Origin of the sequence: Chitinophaga rhizophila (genome assembly GCF_019492185.1) — a bacterium.
GTDB classification, from domain to species: Bacteria; Bacteroidota; Bacteroidia; order Chitinophagales; family Chitinophagaceae; genus Chitinophaga; species Chitinophaga rhizophila.
Map to the genome: position 1 here is coordinate 948319 of NZ_JAICCF010000001.1, position 18200 is coordinate 966518.

Genomic DNA, 18200 nt, shown 5'->3' on the forward strand with positions numbered 1-18200 from the left:
GAACCGGAGAGAGGGTATTATGAACCGGGCGGGATTGGGGGGATAAAAACAATGAAAAAAGGCGGCTTCATGAACGAAGCCGCCTTTCCTTGTATCGGAACAATTTAGTATCCTATGGTAAAACGCACCTGGTGATGCTGCGGAGTTTCAAGTTCATTGACCATGGCAAGCGCATAGTCTTCAACAGAGATGTTGCTTTCGCCTTTCTCATTGACAATCAGATCGTCTTTACCAAGTCTGAATGAGCCGGTACGCTCGCCGGGAGCAATATTGCCTGCCGGTGAGAAGAATGCCCAATCCAGGGTAGTTTCCGGTTTCAGGTATGTGTAGTATACATCTGCCAGCCCTTTCACACCTGGCAGGATAGCTTCCGGTAATACGCCCGTATCCATCACTCTCACATCAGGTTTGACAAACAGGGAACCAGCACCGCCTACAACCAGCAGTCTGTTTACGTCAGCACCTTTTACAGCATCCAATATTGCCTTATAACCAGTCAGGGTATCATTATAAATGTTCGGGTTAGTCCATCCCGGGTTATAGGAACTGATCACCGCATCTGCGCCTTTCAATATAGGAGTCAGCGCTGTTACATCCTGTACATCAGCGGCAACCACTTCGAGTTTGTCGTCTTTCACAGTTATCTTCTCAGGGTTGCGTACAACTGCTTTCACCTGGTGACCTCTGTTCAGTGCTTCTTTCAATATAGCTGAGCCTACAAATCCGCTGGCTCCGATTAAGATGATATTTGCCATTTGTGATTATTTTTTGTTTTGACAAAGTTCCGTATTGATAAGCATCATGAAAAGGTAAATTTGAGCCTTTCCATGATACTTTTCTGACGTAGCAATCTACGTACCGGTTTTGGAAGTGGTCAGCTTTTCCCGGAACTCCACAGGTGTATACTGACTGTGTTTGCGGAAGTATTTGATAAAGTTGGTGGGTTCCATAAATCCCAGCTGATAGGCGATTTCCTTAATTGTATCTGCAGAATGCACGAGCAGTCTTTTTGCTTCCAGCATAATCCGTTCGTCGATCATCTGCTTGGAGGTTTTACCTAGTATCTTTGATGTTGCCTGATTGAGCCGCTTTTCTGTTACACTCAGTTCAGTAGCGTAATAGCTTACCTGCTTATGTGTGCGGTATTGCGTCTCCAGCAAGTCACGGAATAGTAGTACATAGTCCAGATCAGGCCCCTTTCTGATTTCTTTGAAGTCCTGGGTACGCCGTTCTCTTTCCGCTAGCAACAGGAAGTTATGCAGGAGGTTTCTCAGGATGCGGGCCTGATACTGATCAGGCGTATTTCCTGCCTCCTTTTCCATCAGTTCGAAGATGGCATCGAAGGCAGTAGCGCCTTTTGGTATATGTACAGTAGAAATGCCGAAGAGGTCATTGAAGAGGATCGTTTCTTTGAGCATTCGTACATCTGTTTCAGAAGATCCGAAAAATGTATCTGTGAATAGGATGCCTTTTCCGTGTATCGCGGCATTGTCTGTATAAGCATGAACGATGTCCTGGCTCAGGAAGAGCAGCATGTTATCTTCAATGCGTACAGGCTGAAAATCGACCATATGATCAAAGCCGCCCTTTTTATACCACAACACGTGATAAAACGATGCGCGGTGTGGAGAAGTTAACACTGTTTTATTTTGCTGATAGAGATCTGCCAGGGAAATCAATTCGAATTCTACCGGCAATCCTTCTTTAAACTGGTACCTGGTAATAGCTGATTGTACAGGACGGCTCATAATGTAAGATGTGCAGTTTATGTCAGCAATCTCGGTTGTTTGCAGGAGATAACAAAATAGCGCAGTTGATTGATGCAGGTGGCATTACATACGATCCAGCTGCAGAGTGAGACAGGCGTAGTGCGTGGAGGTGGTATTAAAGAAAAAGCGTAGCACCTAAATACTGGCGCTACGCTTATTAAACTACTATGACGGTGTAAAACTACGATAGTTTTTTGAATATAGACTTCCAATAGTTGCTTAAACCTGGTTGGAAGGTAAGTTGGAGGTTCACTTCTTCTCCTTTCAGAGTAGTTACCTCTAGCCGTGCAAACCGCGCTTTAAAAAAACCCTCCATGCGCGGAAATATAGTGATACTTCCTTTCGGCATTGGAGTAAGATACAATGACATGTTTGCTCCTTTAAACTCATCCAGCGTGGACTGATATCGTATCAAGGTATATTTTGTACCGCCGATTGTTGTATCTACAGAGGTGTAAGGCTCTTTATTATAAAAAGTAGTATTAAATTCCATTCCCAGCTTTTTTGGCGAACTAAATGGCTTATTAATACTGATTGCCTTACTAATATTCTGTAAATCTTTTACTTCGGCAAAGTATTGCTTTTCAAAATCGATAAGAAAATATGTATCTGGTTCATCCTGACTGCTCGCTAGCTTATCTTCAATTATCACCTGGTTAGTCTTTGTCACTTTCTCTATTCCTGATGAACCAGAACAAAATACCGAATCGTCGGGAAAATATGGAACCATCTTGCCAGTCACGGGATGTCTAAATGAGCTGGAAATAATAAAGACTCCTTCATTTGTATCAGTACTTAGTTCCGTTTCACTTAATTTACAAGATAAAAGACAACCCAATAGTATAAGTCGAAAGACCATCTTAAACATTTTGAAATCTTTACAATTTTGCACGTTGTCCACCTGAATGGATGACAGCTCCTGCGTTGAATATCCTCGATGCTTGCACGCTTCGGTGCATGGACATACCTGATAACACCCCATCTACAGAGGAATGAGCTGTGTAAATACCATGATAAAGTATGTTGCCAATCTCAGCCCAGGAAGCAAATGGCGCGATACCTACGATCGCAGAACCTGAATGGGAGAGCGTTTGTATTGCATATCTACTTTCAACGTTACTATGATTAACTTCGTCAGCTAATTCCACTTTTTCGGTAGATTGCACGATGAAGGGGAATATAGGGCTATAAAGTATTGTCCATTTATAAAATAACACTAATCCCCAATGCCCACCTCTCATTGTTTCAGCGACACCATCAGCGTCCCAGAAGTTACCGTTTTGAACCGGTTGCATAGATGCTAAAATTTGTTCGGGTGTATATTCATTCATATTAGCATTTGCAGTACTATTAACAGTTCTTGCTACCATCTGTTCAGGTAATGGCGCTGGACCGAACAATCTTTCATATAAATGCTTCTTTTCTGCTGGAGATGCATTGTCAAGGTAAGAGAGTATTGACATCACCTCGGCCTTGGATGCATTATTAATGTCAAAATTCTTAGATAGTACAGGGACTGTATGGCTTTCTTGCTTACTATCCGTAACAATTGATGCGTCTTTTTTACATGCAAATGCACTTAATAAAAAAGCAGCCACGTAAAACTTTTTCATAGCGAAAAGTGGGTTATGGGTTAAGAGATAAATTACTTTTTGGTTGGTATGTTATCTTGCAATATTATATTTTATAATTAGAAATAGCAAGCTTTACAAATAAAATATCCTAATATAATATAACAGTAACAGTTGGATAAAACACAATAGTATAAAGAAACATGTCATTATGACAATAAAACACCCATAGTTATCTTCTATGGGTTCCGCAAAATAAAAAATCCGGTGTGTCCATCTATAGAACAACACCGGACCTCCAACATATGAATATATTGATGATTAAGTAGTCAATACCATTTCTTTCTGTCTTCTGATAAGCAGGTAAGCAAAGAATACGCCGCCCAGGGCCATTGCAGTGCCTACCAGTACAGGAGAGTTATATCCGTAGCCGGCAGTCAGCGGTAAGCCTCCCAGGAAAGCGCCCAGCGAGTTACCGATGTTAAACGCAGCCTGTGTTACAGCAGCTCCCAGCATTTCTGCTCCTTTCGCAGTATCTATCATCAGTATCTGTATTGGTGCTGCCAGCGCAATGGACAGTGCTCCGGCAACAAACGTTAATATAAGAGAGACTGTTTGATTTGCAGAGAAGAAATAAATACATAGTAGCGTAACTGCCATTGCGATCAGGAGCATTGCACAGGTTTTGGCAGGATTGAACTTATCAGCCATACGACCACCGATGAAGTTACCTACTACCATACCGAAACCAGCCAATACCATAATACCGGATACACTGTCAGGTGCAAAGTGCGAGATATTGGTCATCAGCGGAGCGATATAACTGATCCATGCGAATAAGCCGCCTGTACCGATAGCTGTGATCAGTACAATGAGCCAGGTTTGCGGACTTCTGAATATCTGTAATTGAGAGCGGTTATCCCCGGCGCTGTCCACCTCCAGCGCAGGCAACCACAGTTTCAGGAATATCAGTGTGATGATACCTATTACTGCTACGATGCCGAATGTATAGCGCCATTCGTAGTGATGACCTACCCAGGTACCTAATGGCACTACCAGCAGGTTAGCGATGGTAAGACCCGCAAACATCATGGATATGGCCTGCGCCTGTTTACCTTTATCGGCCAGCCGGCTGGCTACTACTGAACCTACACCGAAAAAGGCCCCATGTGGTAATCCGGAAAAGAAACGAGCCATTAACAGTGTAAACGGAGTAGGTGCAAAGGCTGATAGTCCGTTAAATGCAGTGAATATGACCATCAGTGCGATAAGTATCTTTTTGGGCGGATAGTTACCGCCAAGCATTACCAGTAAGGGCGCTCCTATTACGACGCCCATTGCATATGCAGATATCATATGACCTGCCTCGGGTATTGAAATATGCATTCCTGCGGAGATATCAGGTAACAGGCCCATCATGACAAATTCTGTAGTACCAATTCCCAGTCCACCGAGCATCAGGGGAAATAAGCTCTTCTTCATGCCTCTTGTAATGTTGTTTTTAAGTGTGCTGCCGACAATTTTTATAATAAGAGGCCGCAAGTTAGTGATATTCGGGCAGGTCTGCCAGCTATTAAACAAATGAGTGCTTACAGGCGAGGAACAGCGGGGCTATAGTATGTGTATAAATGATCAGGGCCTGCTACTGATACCAGTAGCAGGCCCTTTTATAGAGAAAGATATGTGGAGTGATCTTATTTGCTTTCGAGCAAGACCCACGGGCTGCTATCTTCTGATAAGAGATCGCAATGGCCACCATAGAGTTCGTCAAGTTGCTCTATATCGCCACTCCACATAGCAAAGCCGATGAGGTAGTTTTCGCCCAGGTTGGCCCAGCTGGTATAATTGTGCAGCAGCTCTCTGCCAAACCTGCGTATGTTGTGCATAGCTTCATCTCTGGACAGGAAGCCTGCGTCATAGCCCCAGCGAGATAGATTAATAGCGCGTCCCAGATCCCAGGTGAGAGCATCCAGTTTACATTTCTTACCCTCGAAGCAATCAGAGACTTCACGCAGGTGTTTATAGCATTCGGAGATATTAGCGGCGTATTGTTCGACAGGAGCATCATCACCTTTAGCAGCAAATGACTGCTGGAGTTTATCGAGTGCTTCCGGGCGTTCTCTTACTGGCAGGGTCGTAAGTATCTGCCAAATGGGTTTAAAGTAAATGCGGTGCCCCTGTGTAGCCAGCCAGTCAATCTTAGCCAGGAGTTTCTCCCTGGAATTGATATGCCACTCATGCCTGAGCAGGTGCCTGATATCATCCTGTTCGGAATCTGTTTCAAGGGTATCCAGCCGCTCACCCCGCAGGTAAGCCTGGTTAGCCCCGCAGGCGATATACTGTCTGTCATGCAGGGACAGGGTACCGTCTTCGTTGAGTAAGGGTTCTCTATCTGCCGCCTTTTGTTGCTCGCGTTCTTTCATTGCTTTGGCAGCAATCTCTTTAGCACGGCTGTTTAACTTCATTAATTTGATAATAACGAATATGATGTATAATGCACCAACTGCTGCGATGATAATGATTGTTTTCATGTGGAATTTATTGAACAGGTATTTCGGCAAGCTGCGTGGAAACCCCGTTATTTACTTAAAGCTGTTTTCGTCTTCCTGACTCCTGAAAAAATGATAAGCGGATCTATACCATTTGGCTGCCCACTGGGTCAGCGATGTTCTTCATACCCTATGCAATATCGCATTTTTAAGTCAGATTTCCCTACATTCTCCTGGCAAGACGTAGACAGGGGTTGCCTGTTACCCCAAGCAACTTAACACTGTTACTAAGGACAAATAACAGGAAGCAAGAGCCTGCTCAGGTATATCTACCAGTTGTACGCTGGAGAGATAGAAAAGACTACTATCTTTGCTGAACCAACATTTAAGATGTAATACAATCTATTATGAAAAAAGGCTTTTTTGCATGTATTGCTGCCGCACTTATTTTTACCAGTACTGGCTGCGAGACCTCACAGCAGATACTGAACAATCTCCCAACCTATGGACAACTGAACACCACCCAGATTGCAGCAGGTCTGAAAGAGGCGCTGACTATCGGTACTCAGAACAGCACTAACAGGCTTTCAACGGCGAACGGCTTCTTTGCCAATGCAGCCCTTAAAATACTAATGCCGCCGGAAGCTCAGAAGGTGGAAAGCACATTACGTAGCATGGGGCTGGGCAGTGTAGTAGACAAGGCTATCCTGTCTATGAACAAAGGTGCAGAAGAAGCTGCAAAATCCGCCGCGCCTATCTTTGTAAGTGCTATCAAACAGATGACCATTACCGATGCACTGGGTATCCTTAAAGGCGGTAACAATGCAGCAACCAACTACTTCAAAGAAAAGACTACCGCATCCCTGACAGCTGCATTCCGTCCGGTAATTGGCGAGGCGCTGAAGAAGGTAGATGCCACCAAATACTGGTCCGATCTTTTCACTGTATATAATAAGTTTTCGACTACCAAGATCAACACTGATCTGACAGCCTATGTAACAGAAAAGGCCATTGCCGGCATCTTTACAGAAGTAGCACTAGAGGAACAGAAGATCAGACAGGACCCTGCCGCCCGTGTAACAGACCTGCTGAAAACAGTGTTTGGCAGTGCCCAGGCACAGCAACGATAATTTATAAATATTCAGATATGGAGATAGTCCCGTCTACACAAGGCGGGACTATCTCTTTTATACAGTATAACCATTGTATGTACGTTCTTCGTATCTTAGGATATAGTTTTGAATATCACACACATACAAACATTGATGGCATGAAATACAGGAAACTGGCAAACACCGACATTTTTCTATCTGCAATCGGATTGGGCTGTATGGGCATGAACCATGCTTATGGTGAGGCAAATGATACTGAATCTATTGCCACTCTGGAGCGCGCTATTGAGCTCGGTATCACCTTCTGGGATACGGCGGACATATATGCAAATGGCAGGAATGAAGAACTGGTAGCAAAAGTATTGAAGCCTAACAGGTCAAAGATATTTCTGGCAACCAAATTCGGGTTCACTTTCCAAGATGATAAAGCAGGCGCGTTTGATGGCTCGCCCGCATATATGAAAAAGGCGGTTACGGATAGTCTGCGCAGGTTACAGACAGACGTCATTGACTTGTATTATGTACACCGGGTAGATCCGAAGGTGCCTATTGAAGAGACAGTTGGCGCAATGGCAGATCTGGTAAAAGAAGGTAAGGTGCGGTACCTGGGTTTGTCAGAAGCAGGGGTAAACTCTGTTCGCAAGGCGCATGCAGTACATCCGATAGCAGCATTACAGAGTGAATACTCCTTACTTACCCGGGATGTGGAAAAAGAGATCATTCCCTTATGTAATGAACTACAGATAACATTTGTACCATTTAGTCCGCTGGCCAGAGGCCTGGTAACGAATACCCTGGATCTGGCAGCGCTCGGAGATACAGACTTCCGGAAATCATTACCCAGGTATCAGTCAGAACATGCAGCCAATAACCATCAACTGGCAGCAGAATTTGCAGAGCTGGCGGCTGATAAAGGCTGTACAGCTGCGCAACTGGCACTGGCCTGGGTACTAAACCAGGATGAGAACCTGGTACCTATCCCAGGCACTAAACGTAGAAAGTATCTGGAGGAGAATGCGGCCGCAGTAAATATCCCACTTACGGAAGCAGAGAAGAACACCATTGATGAACTACTGGCGAAATACCCGGATACAGGTGAAAGATATGGCGCTGCACAGCAACAGCTTGTTGACAGATCCTGATCCTAATCATATTATAGCAATGGTCATTTGCTATAGCAGGTGACCATTGCTGATATCATCCGGCTGTTATAAATTATCAAACACATACTCGAGCTGCGCTTCTTCCAGCACCCGCCTGCTGACATTTTTTCCTTCCAGCTCCCATTTGATCAGGCGGATATATCCTTCAGAGATTTCTATCCCGCTGATATCTCCATCGCTGAAACAACAGCAGCCTGTGTTATAATAACTGGGACTGACCATTGTCTTGACAAACTCTTTCCCGACATACTCCGCTTTCCTTTTGTCAAGTGAGGCCTTCAATGTCTCAATGCGCGTCTCATCTTTCAGCTGAACAGCCTTCTGTAATTCTTTGGTTAGCCGGTCTATATGATCCATCGAAGCGAAGACCGGTTTATGGGTATGGCCGGAGATAAGCATTGTTTTCTTATACTGCTGACTCCATTCATACATGATGATATTGTGTTTATCCACAAGATCGAAGCTATCAGATATCGTATCTAACCGTATATTCAGCCAGCGCTGAACAGGTGTCCAGATGGCAGCAACAAACCATTTGCTGAAGGCATTACCGTCACTATGCTTGTCTCCCTGGTGACCATGGGCCAGGAAGATACTATGAATGCTATTTTTGTAGTTCATATTCAGCACCAGCCCTTCGTATACCTTCAATTCCTTACCAAACAACGGTTTAAGATACTGGTCGCGCGGCACCTGATAATTCCATTCAAGGTCATGATTGCCGAATATGCGGTAGTAACGTTGCTGTTGGAGGAAAAGCGCTTCTTCCAGTAAGGATGCTCTGTTCTTTTCAATTACTACAGATGGTGTATTCTCCCATAACTCTTCACAGTCGCCAAGATTGATCAGTGTAAATCCATTATCATAGTAATGCCGCAAGGCAGCCAGATAGGTAGTCTCTGCCAGCATAAAATCGTCTGAGCCGTCGCGGCCCCCTTTGTGCTGATCGGAGAATATGATGATGGATGCCTTTTCATAATCGTAATTAAGGACAAGCCCTTTCTCCTTTTTGCCGTTCTGAATCTGACGAAGAAGCTGAGAGAGTGAGTCGAATATAAGTTGCCGATCAGGCCTGGATGAAAAGTGATTCGCCAGCCGTATTACCAGGTTACGCAGGAATGTCATCATATTTAATGCTAAGGTTGCCGATGTTCTGGCATAATATTTCAGGAAGATAAATAAAATAAAAATTTATGAACCCTCAAACTATCTATATAAAATACCACGGTGAAGATACCCGGGTGGATGTAGACAACACCAATGGAAAACGTTCATTCCTTGTTTACGTAACAGGAGAAGACGGACACCTTAATATTACCGTTAAAACAGATGAAAATGGTACTGAGAACTGGTATGAAGGTGAACAGGCAACTCCACGTGCGAAAGAGATCGGCCAACTGATTGAACTGGAAACCATGTAATCATATACGTTGGAAATCCGCCGGACCAACCAGGAACCATTCTCCGTCCAGTTCAAGTACATCACCCGGGGCCACAGAGCGGGTACCATTGACCACAATAGCATTGGGCGTAACCTCTGGCCGGCCCGTCCAGGGAATATCCATATTCTGACAGATCTCAAATGCTTCCCTCAAATCTGTCGCCTCTACATCCGCAATATGTTGCAGATTCTCAATTTTCACCTCCTCTCCTGTTAACGGAAAGCCTAAAGTATAATCAGGATTAAAATATACTCTTACCATAAAAGTAGTTTACTGCTATAATCCCCCGCAAAAAAAATTCCAGTTCTTTTAACATTTCATATAGGGTTACCTTTTTTGCATTACCGGTATAAAATGTAAACAACACAATATGCGCGTTTCCCTATCTTACCTGGCACCAATGGCGCTGCTGGCTGTTGCATGCTCCGCCGGATCAGGTCACCGGGCTACCTCAGATGATGTAGTAACTGAGGCAACAGATTCCACCACCTTTTCCAATGATATCACAGCATTGAACTCTCCCTCACGAAAGAGAGTGAAGACTGCTGATGTATGATGCCGTGTAGGTAATGTATTTAATACAGTATCTACTTTAGAAAGAGTAGTTACAGGTGTAAATGGCATTGTTTCAGAAAGTGTTATGCAGAACGAATCTATGGGCATAAAAGATATTCCATATTCTGCAGACTCACTGAAGCGAATACAGCTGTATATTCCTACCGCTACTGTTACAGTACGTGTACCGGCAGCAAAGCTTGATTCTGTAGTAAGTATGCTAACGTCTATGTCTACGTTTATAGAGTCCCGTATTATGAAAGATGAGGATAAAACACTTTCTTATCTTTCCAATGCCCTGAAAAACGATGGTCCGCCACCAGTTGCAATTCAACCTTCAAAACAGGCTACAACCGTTAGTGTTGCAACTTATCAGGATAAAAAATATGATGCTGAAACAAACCGCAGGATTGCCAATATGGCTATTCTTGATGATGTACATTATGCTACATTTACCGTTCAGCTGTACCAGCCGCAAATGGCAGATCAGCAGATCATTGTAAATCCGGAAAAGGTTATTCTTGCAGGCTTTGGTACTGAGGTATTACAATCGCTGCGCACTGGACTGGAGAGTTTCAGCAAGCTGGTAATAATTCTAGTTGCCTGCTGGCCTTATCTGCTATTATTAACAATTGGTATGCTGATATACCGGAAAGTATGGCGTAAAAAAGTGCCGACGCCTATAAATCAACTATAACATCTCTTAACTGCACAAAGCCCCAACATCAGTCACTGCCTTTTATGGTTAAATATATTATAAGCTGTAACTATTACTGCATGATATACCTATGCCGGTAAGAATACGTTGCTGACTGATATCCCTATACTCACACGCCCGGACAGGTTCATCGCCTGCGCCGGGCTTTGTACTTATATAAAATCATAATAATCAACAAATTGAAAAAAACCTTAAAAGTTTTATGGAATCGGTAAAATGCCTGCATCATAGGCGTGGAAGATCGACCGAAAGATAATCTATATTTAAGTACCTAAAACTGATACCTTGAAGTACATTTTACTCCTTCTGCTTTTACCCACCCTGGTGTCTGCACAGGTTTACAGCAGCGTAGATCCGGTCCTGTCGAAGGATTATGCAGAGCAGCTGAGGAAATTAAGAAGTACCATTGACCCGGTAGATTCATTAGCATACAAACGCAATACAATATTGAAGCTAAAAGGACAGTTTACCCCGGGTATACCAATAAGCCGAATGAAGGTGACTGCCGATAACTTACAGATATCCCCTTCTTTGACCCGCTACATCACCATCGGTACAATCTATAGCGGCACAATCGAACTAAAAACGCATAACCGGCTGCCAAAGCTTCAGGATACCTATGTGCAGGGAAGTCCGGTAAACGGTGCGCCCGCTTGGAGAGGAGCAGAAACAGGAGAATTATTCAGTTACGGGCCAGCATTGTCTTCGCTTGAATATGATGGCAGTTCTTATCCATTCGATCAGCATGGAAAGCTGGTACCTTCAGGAACAGGAAATGGAAGGGCAGCAGATAATTACCCAAATGATATTTTAAGAGCAGCAGTAGTGCATAGTCATAATCTTTCTGTACGCTCAGAATTATTTCGGTATGGGAAACGTAATTGGAACTTTGATTTTACCCTTGGACGGAAAGATGAGAAATCTATTATCAGGGAAAACAAAAGTGTCATGAATAATTTGCGTGGTGAAATAGGTACTCATTGGAAGTGGCTGACTATCACCGGCAATTATATCTATAAAGATGATACCCGCACCCATGGTAACAGAAACGGCCTGCTGAACAGGACATATCAGTATGCGATGCTCACCCCCGTTTCTTTTGACAATGAACAGGGATCTACTTACCAGAATATGCAGAGAAGCTTTAGCGACAAGGCAGATAATCCTTTCTTTCTATTACATGCAGATAATAGTTACAAATGGTCTGAACAAAATGGAAGCCTGACGTTAAACGCTAAAAAAGGGGCTTACAGCGCCAGCGTATCTCAGGCATTGCAGAACATATCAGAGCGTAATAGGGAAAGTTATACACGGGGCACTGCTGGGTGGCCGGAAGGCATGTATACCGACAGACGCCAGAAAGATCTGAACTACTTATTGCAAGCAGACGTAACCAGGGATATTCAGTATGCCGGCAATCATTTCAGCTCAGAGATCAAATACAAGTATTCATACGGTAATAGCAATACACGTATCAATTATCAATCAGACAATACAAATTACCGGTATAACCGGTCCAGTCACGACATGTCGTTGGTCATGCATAATAAGTATTGGAAGAATAATTTTACAGCCTCACTAAATGCAGGTAACAATGCATATATGTCAAACACCATCACCCGTAGCAGCTTTTTCCTACCTGCTTTGGAAGCTGGAGTCATATTCGACAGGTTGCTTAACATGCCCGTACTATTAAAAGTCACATCTAACTATCACACGGTCAATAGTGAATTACCAATTAACAGGTCACTAGCATATACTAACCTGCTCCAATATACTACTGATCAAAGCCAACATTACCGGCCTACGCGAGAAATCGCATCTTATGATGAGCTAAAACCTATACGCAACAGAGAATGGAGTAATCACCTGACATTGATTTACAGAAGTGCATTCTCCTTAGACGTTGATGGATATATAAAAAGCATTAACGACGACATCTTTCCGCAATACCAAGATGGTAAATTGCTGTTAAAAAACATGGCGAATGTCAGAACAAGTGGTATTGAAGTGACTATTCAGGAAGGTTGGATGAGAGGAACGAAAGCTTTCAACACTAGTACTATCCTAAGTTTCCATACTTATAGAACAGCTGTTATCAAGGTGCATGATGGATACAACTATACCCCTATAGCAGGCTTCCGTAATGTACACAAAACGCTCATAGAAGGACAACCATTGGGAGTGATCACTGGCAGCAGTTACCAGCGGGATAATGCCGGGAATATCATTATCGGCCCGGACGGATTTCCGCTGGTAGATAATAGCCAGCGGGTTATCGGAAATCCTATACCTGACTTCGTCTTGAAACTAGGCGAAAGCTTTCATTGGAAAAATCTATCACTACAAACAGATCTGGAGTGGAAAAAAGGCGGACAGACTTGGAACGGCACACAGGCAGTGCTGGATTATTATGGTAGGTCAGCCGTAAGTGGAGAACAAAGAAATGTCAGTAGTTATGTATTTGAAGGAATAACAGCAGATGGCCATCGCAATGAGACGCCTGTTACCTTCTATGATCCGTCAAAGCCTGTTACATCTAACAGATGGACGAGATATGGTTTAACAGGCGTAACAGAAGCTTATGTGCAAAAGGCGGACTATCTCAGGTTTAATACTATCCATCTCAGCTATAGACAGGATTTAAATAAAGGTAAGCAACGGCTGACATTTGCCACATATGTAAATAATATCCTTTTATGGTCCCCGTATAAAGGCGCAGACACAGAGCAGCTATTGTTTGATCAGGCTAATACGTCAGGCCTGGACTTCTTTAATCTTCTGGCAATGAAAACATATGGATTCAATGTTACCTATCAATTCTAATACGATGATCCGATATATACAATACTGTTCACTACTGATTCTTACATTCCTGATATTTGGCGGCAGGACTATGGCGCAACTGGCAGACTATAACAACAATAAAGAGAAGATCTATATACAGACGAATCATATATTCCTGAAACCAGGAGAAGATCTTTTCTACAAGATATACCTCGTCAATGCAAGGACGCAATACATATCTGTACTAAGCAACGTAGTATATGTGGAGATTGTAAGTCCGTCGGGAGCCATAGTTGAAAAACAGCATTACCACATTGAAGATGGCGCAGCAGAGGGATCCTATCATTTCAGCAATGATGCAAATGGCGGTATTTACAAGATCCGTGCTTATACTGCATGGATGATGAATGAAAAAGATGCTACCTGGTTCAGCAAAGATATTACGCTGCAAAAGGTGATTGCTCCGAGAGTCTTGATGAAGCTGGACTTTCCCCGTAAAGGATATGGACCGGGAGATGAAGTTACCGCCATGTACTCAATGCGTTCCTCTCTTAACGACCTACCTGTTGGCAATTATGAATGTAAGTTTACTGTATCAGTTGGAGGTCAGCTGATAGAAAGCAATAAATTTAAAACTGATATCCACGGAAAAGCAAACGTTAGATTCCGGTTACCAGCAGGGTTGGCCACCAATGATGGACTGTTAAATATCAATGTCGTTTTCGGCGGTTATACTGAAGCGATATCCAGAAGCATTCCTATCACACTTAACAAGATTGACTTACAGTTTATGCCGGAAGGCGGAACGCTAGTGAACGGTCTGCCCACTAATATTGCCTTTAAAGCTCTTAACGAATTTGGTAAGCCGGTAGATGTAAAGGGGCAGATACTTGACCAACGAAACAACGTAATTACAACATTCAACAGCTATCATGATGGAATGGGACAGTTTAATTTAACACCTGAAGCCGGCAAGCTTTATAAGGCTAAATTGTCATTACCAACTGGGATCACACAGGCATATGATCTGCCAACCGCAGCTGCGCAAGGTGTAGTGATGAACATCCGCAAAAAAGGACAGCTATTAGAGCTGGACATTTCAACAACGAGAGATGCGAAAGTAAGGCTGATCGGTAGCAGCAGACATCAAACCTATTTTCGCAAGGAGCTTACGCTGCGGAAAGGCCGGCAACTGGTAACCATTGACCCAACAGATTTTCCGGCTGGTATTGCTAAATTTACACTTACCACAGAACAGCGCTTGCCACTGGCGGAGAGACTTGTCTTCCTGCACACAGACAGGGTGCTTAATGTGAAGATCACAGCAGACAAAACTTATTATCAGCCAAGGGAGAAAGTAAAACTACGGATAAAAACACAAGATGAGAATGGCCAACCGCTTGCATCTAACTTATCGCTTACAGTAGTAGACGATAAACTCTGGTCTTTGGCAGACGATAAGCAGGATCATATTTTATCCTGGCTGTTAATGAGTTCAGAGCTGCATGGAAAGATAGAAGAACCCCAGTTCTATTTTAAACACGATGAGAAAACGGCACTTCCTGCACTTGACCTGGTGATGCTGACCCATGGATACCGTTATTTCGATTATATTGATCATATTGAAAAAACGGGTAAGCCTAAATATCACCCTGATCTCAATAATGTTGTTACAGGTATAGTGTTAAATGAGGATAATCAACCAGTAAAGGCGAAGGTCTACCTGCTAAGTAGCATGCAAGCCGGTCAGTTCAGTAATGGAAAGGTAATTGAGCATAGCACAGGAGAAGATGGCGTATTCTTCTTCGGTGATATCAATCCAGCTTTGAATTATCATCTCATTGCCCGCTCAGAACATCGTAAACAAAAAATAAAGCTGAAATTGGCGAAGCAGGGAACAGAATATGTACCCAGACCGGTAAGAAATATAAGAGATCCGTTTGACAATGAAGATGCATTGCCACGACCAATGCTAGCATTGAAGGAAACAATAGATAAACCTGCGAATGTCAGTAAAGAAAAAGCTGAAAATGCTATTATCAAGGACTTCAACCTGAGTAATTTCGATCCAAATGGCCTTCAGGAAGTTGTGGTGACTGGATACTATAGCGAGTCGAAAAAAAAACTATTATCTTCTGTTGCAATAATTGAGGCTAACCAGATGATTCCAGCCAATGATCCTCTGGTCGCATTGCAAGGATCCGTTGCAGGAATAGGGATTACCAAAAATACAGGAAATGGCCAAGCCACAGTAAAAATCAGGGGAATGAATAGTATTTCAGGAGATCAACCACTGATTATATTGGATGGCATCCCTATTGAGCGATTGGAGAATATTAATTCTGCTGATATCCATTCAATAGAGGTACTCAAAGACGCATCTGCAACAGCCCTATTCGGCAGTCGGGGTACTCATGGCGTAATATTGATTACGTCAGTCCGCAACAGCTATATCAAGTCAATCATTAATCTTGAACCAACTTATTACTATGCATCAGAAGCTGTTCAGCAACAAAACAGCACCTTTACAGTCGCAGCACGTTTCTATGCTCCTAAGTATCTTTCGCCAGAGACGAAAGAGCGGACTGATTTCCGGGAGACTATCTACTGGAATCCTATCATACATACGAATAACCAAGGAGAGGCCACCATTGAATTTTATAACTCAGATGCGACTACAACGTTTCGTGCTATTTCGGAAGGTATCAGTTATAACGGAAAACCAGGCAGAGCAGAGCTGACATACTCCGTGCGCTCCCCTTGGAATATTGATGTAAAAATTCCACCGTACCTGACCACCGGCGACCTGGTAAGCATGCCGCTCGTGATTAGAAATAATACTCAGCAGCCAATGCAGGCGAAAATAAAGATCGCTATGATCGAAGGCATGTTACTGGAAAAGTATCCTGACTCTATAACTGTCCCCGCTGATAGCACAGTTCAGATACTAATAACGGCGAAAGCTTTCAAACCGGCAGAAGGTAAATTTACTTTCTCGGTTACCAATGGTAAACATACGGAGCAGCTGTCTTTACCAGTTAAAATTACCGCTAATGGCTTCCCCGTTATTACTACCATTGCAGGTAACCGGTCCCTGGAAAAAACCTTTACTATCAGTAATATGATGGAGGGAACATTAGTAACAGATCTGAAGGTATTCAGGTCTCTCGAAGGACAGCTACTGAACGATATAGCATCTATGTTAAGAGAGCCGCACGGTTGCTTTGAACAGACTTCGTCCAGTACATATCCCAATATCTTCATTCTAAAATATCTTCGTGCAAAAGGCGTACAAAATATTGCTGTTGAACAGCGTGCACTGGAATATATTAACGCCGGTTATAAGCGGCTAATCGGATACGAGACAACAGAGCACGGATTTGAGTGGTTTGGCAATACACCTCCGCACGAAGCTTTGACTGCTTATGGGCTGATGGAATTTACAGATATGATGGAATTTGTAGCTGTGGATAAAGCAATGCTTGAACGCACCAGAAAATTCCTGCTTAGCCGCAGAGATGGCAAAGGGACATTTAGAATCCGTCAGCGGGGATATGATGCATTTGCCTCTGTACCTGATAAACTGGCCAATATCTATATTGTATATGCTTTGACGCAAGCAGGTATCAAGGAAGAGATACAATTTGAATATAAGACAGCAGTCGCCAAAGTGCTGGAAAGCAATGACACGTATGAATTGTCGATGATGGCACTTGCAGCACATAACATGGGCGCGACAGAAGATTTCCGAAAGCTCCTGCAGGCAGCAAAGAATGCGAAACTACAGTCATCTACAACAGTGGTTAACTCCAGAGCCAACTCTCTGCGTATTGAAACAATGGCATTATATGCAATGGCGCTTATGAGACAATCATCACCGGATATTGCTGAGATTTCGGGTATTATATCACGCATACTTGCAGAAAAAAGCTATTACGGCTATGGTTCGACACAAGCAACAGTGCTGGCGTTACAGGCACTTGTAGCTTATGAGAAACTGGTAGGAACATCAATAGATGCTTCTCAATTGAATATCCTGATCAATAATAAGGCAATTTACGAAGGTCAGGCCCTGATAGGAAGTATCAGCAATATCAGAGAAGGTGACAACAAGTTCTCCATCAGCTACAAAGACGAAAAGTCCAATGTTCCCTATCAGCTTGAACTGTCTTATTATACTTCGTTGCCACCTAGCGATCCAAAAGCGGAAATGAAACTGGCTACCAAATTATCAGAAATTAGCGTAACCGTGGGCGAAACAGTCAGGATGCAGATACAAGTTACTAACTCACAGGATATCCTTCAACCGATGACTATTGCTAAGATAGGGATACCCGCCGGGCTAACCGTACAGCCCTGGCAATTAAAGGAAATTATGGAGAAGGGTCAGATTGCGTTCTACGAGATCTTCGACAATTATCTGGTTTTGTATTGGATGGGATTTGCACCACAGGAAGCGAAACAGGTACACCTTGACCTAAAGGCTGAAATAGCAGGGAAATACAAAGGTAAAGCCAGTACAACCTACCTCTATTATACTCCTGAATTTAAACACTGGAATGCAGGAACCGAAATAACTATAGAAAAATAATAC

At 43.2% G+C, this 18200-nt stretch carries 15 protein-coding genes; 7 read left to right on the forward strand and 8 right to left on the reverse strand.

Annotated features, from left to right (window positions below):
- Window positions 1-104: 104 nt before the first annotated feature.
- The 6 genes from K1Y79_RS03415 to K1Y79_RS03440 form a co-directional block, all read right to left on the reverse strand.
- Window positions 105-755 carry an NAD(P)-dependent oxidoreductase gene (locus tag K1Y79_RS03415; protein ID WP_220248593.1) on the reverse strand — a complete coding sequence of 217 codons (651 nt, stop codon included), beginning with the start codon at window positions 753-755 and terminating at the stop codon, window positions 105-107.
- A gap of 96 nt (window positions 756-851) precedes the next feature.
- Complete coding sequence (locus K1Y79_RS03420) at window positions 852-1748, reverse strand: helix-turn-helix domain-containing protein (protein WP_220248594.1); 897 nt, start codon at window positions 1746-1748, stop codon at window positions 852-854.
- A 202-nt stretch (window positions 1749-1950) separates the two neighbouring features.
- Entirely contained in the window at window positions 1951-2637 is a 687-nt protein-coding gene (locus tag K1Y79_RS03425) for a hypothetical protein (RefSeq protein WP_220248595.1), read from the reverse strand.
- Between the two features lie 10 nt (window positions 2638-2647).
- Window positions 2648-3382 carry a hypothetical protein gene (locus tag K1Y79_RS03430; protein ID WP_220248596.1) on the reverse strand — a complete coding sequence of 245 codons (735 nt, stop codon included), beginning with the start codon at window positions 3380-3382 and terminating at the stop codon, window positions 2648-2650.
- Between the two features lie 279 nt (window positions 3383-3661).
- On the reverse strand, window positions 3662-4822 hold the full coding sequence (locus tag K1Y79_RS03435; RefSeq protein WP_220248597.1) for an MFS transporter: 1161 nt from the start codon (window positions 4820-4822) through the stop codon (window positions 3662-3664).
- A 212-nt stretch (window positions 4823-5034) separates the two neighbouring features.
- A complete protein-coding gene (locus K1Y79_RS03440; protein WP_220248598.1) occupies window positions 5035-5871 on the reverse strand; it encodes a DUF1266 domain-containing protein in 837 nt (278 codons plus the stop codon).
- Window positions 5872-6236: 365 nt separating this feature from the next.
- On the opposite strand from K1Y79_RS03440, the gene K1Y79_RS03445 reads away from it, so the two are divergent.
- Both K1Y79_RS03445 and K1Y79_RS03450 read left to right on the forward strand, forming a co-directional pair.
- A complete protein-coding gene (locus K1Y79_RS03445; protein WP_220248599.1) occupies window positions 6237-6959 on the forward strand; it encodes a DUF4197 domain-containing protein in 723 nt (240 codons plus the stop codon).
- 140 nt (window positions 6960-7099) lie between these two features.
- A complete protein-coding gene (locus tag K1Y79_RS03450; RefSeq protein WP_220248600.1) occupies window positions 7100-8083 on the forward strand; it encodes an aldo/keto reductase in 984 nt (327 codons plus the stop codon).
- A gap of 66 nt (window positions 8084-8149) precedes the next feature.
- On the opposite strand, the gene K1Y79_RS03455 is transcribed toward K1Y79_RS03450, so the two are convergent.
- Window positions 8150-9232, reverse strand: a complete 1083-nt coding sequence (locus K1Y79_RS03455) for a metallophosphoesterase (protein ID WP_220248601.1) — start codon at window positions 9230-9232, stop codon at window positions 8150-8152.
- A 65-nt stretch (window positions 9233-9297) separates the two neighbouring features.
- Between K1Y79_RS03455 and K1Y79_RS03460 the strand changes: the two genes are divergently transcribed.
- Window positions 9298-9525 (forward strand): hypothetical protein, encoded by a 228-nt coding sequence (locus K1Y79_RS03460; protein WP_220248602.1) that lies wholly within the window; start codon window positions 9298-9300, stop codon window positions 9523-9525.
- Here the strand turns inward: K1Y79_RS03460 and K1Y79_RS03465 are convergent, their stop codons facing one another.
- Window positions 9526-9807 (reverse strand): hypothetical protein, encoded by a 282-nt coding sequence (locus K1Y79_RS03465; protein ID WP_220248603.1) that lies wholly within the window; start codon window positions 9805-9807, stop codon window positions 9526-9528. It abuts the gene before it with no gap.
- 109 nt (window positions 9808-9916) lie between these two features.
- On the opposite strand from K1Y79_RS03465, the gene K1Y79_RS03470 reads away from it, so the two are divergent.
- The 4 genes from K1Y79_RS03470 (at window position 9917) to K1Y79_RS03485 (ending at window position 18197) form a co-directional block, all read left to right on the forward strand.
- On the forward strand, window positions 9917-10102 hold the full coding sequence (locus K1Y79_RS03470; RefSeq protein WP_220248604.1) for a hypothetical protein: 186 nt from the start codon (window positions 9917-9919) through the stop codon (window positions 10100-10102).
- 84 nt (window positions 10103-10186) lie between these two features.
- Window positions 10187-10798 (forward strand): DUF4349 domain-containing protein, encoded by a 612-nt coding sequence (locus K1Y79_RS03475; protein WP_220248605.1) that lies wholly within the window; start codon window positions 10187-10189, stop codon window positions 10796-10798.
- 306 nt (window positions 10799-11104) lie between these two features.
- The gene (locus K1Y79_RS03480) at window positions 11105-13645 is read left to right on the forward strand and encodes a SusC/RagA family TonB-linked outer membrane protein (RefSeq protein WP_220248606.1); all 2541 of its coding nucleotides are present in this window, start codon (window positions 11105-11107) and stop codon (window positions 13643-13645) included.
- Between the two features lie 4 nt (window positions 13646-13649).
- Window positions 13650-18197, forward strand: coding sequence for a TonB-dependent receptor plug domain-containing protein (locus K1Y79_RS03485; RefSeq protein WP_220248607.1), 4548 nt, complete (start codon window positions 13650-13652; stop codon window positions 18195-18197).
- Window positions 18198-18200: the final 3 nt, after the last annotated feature.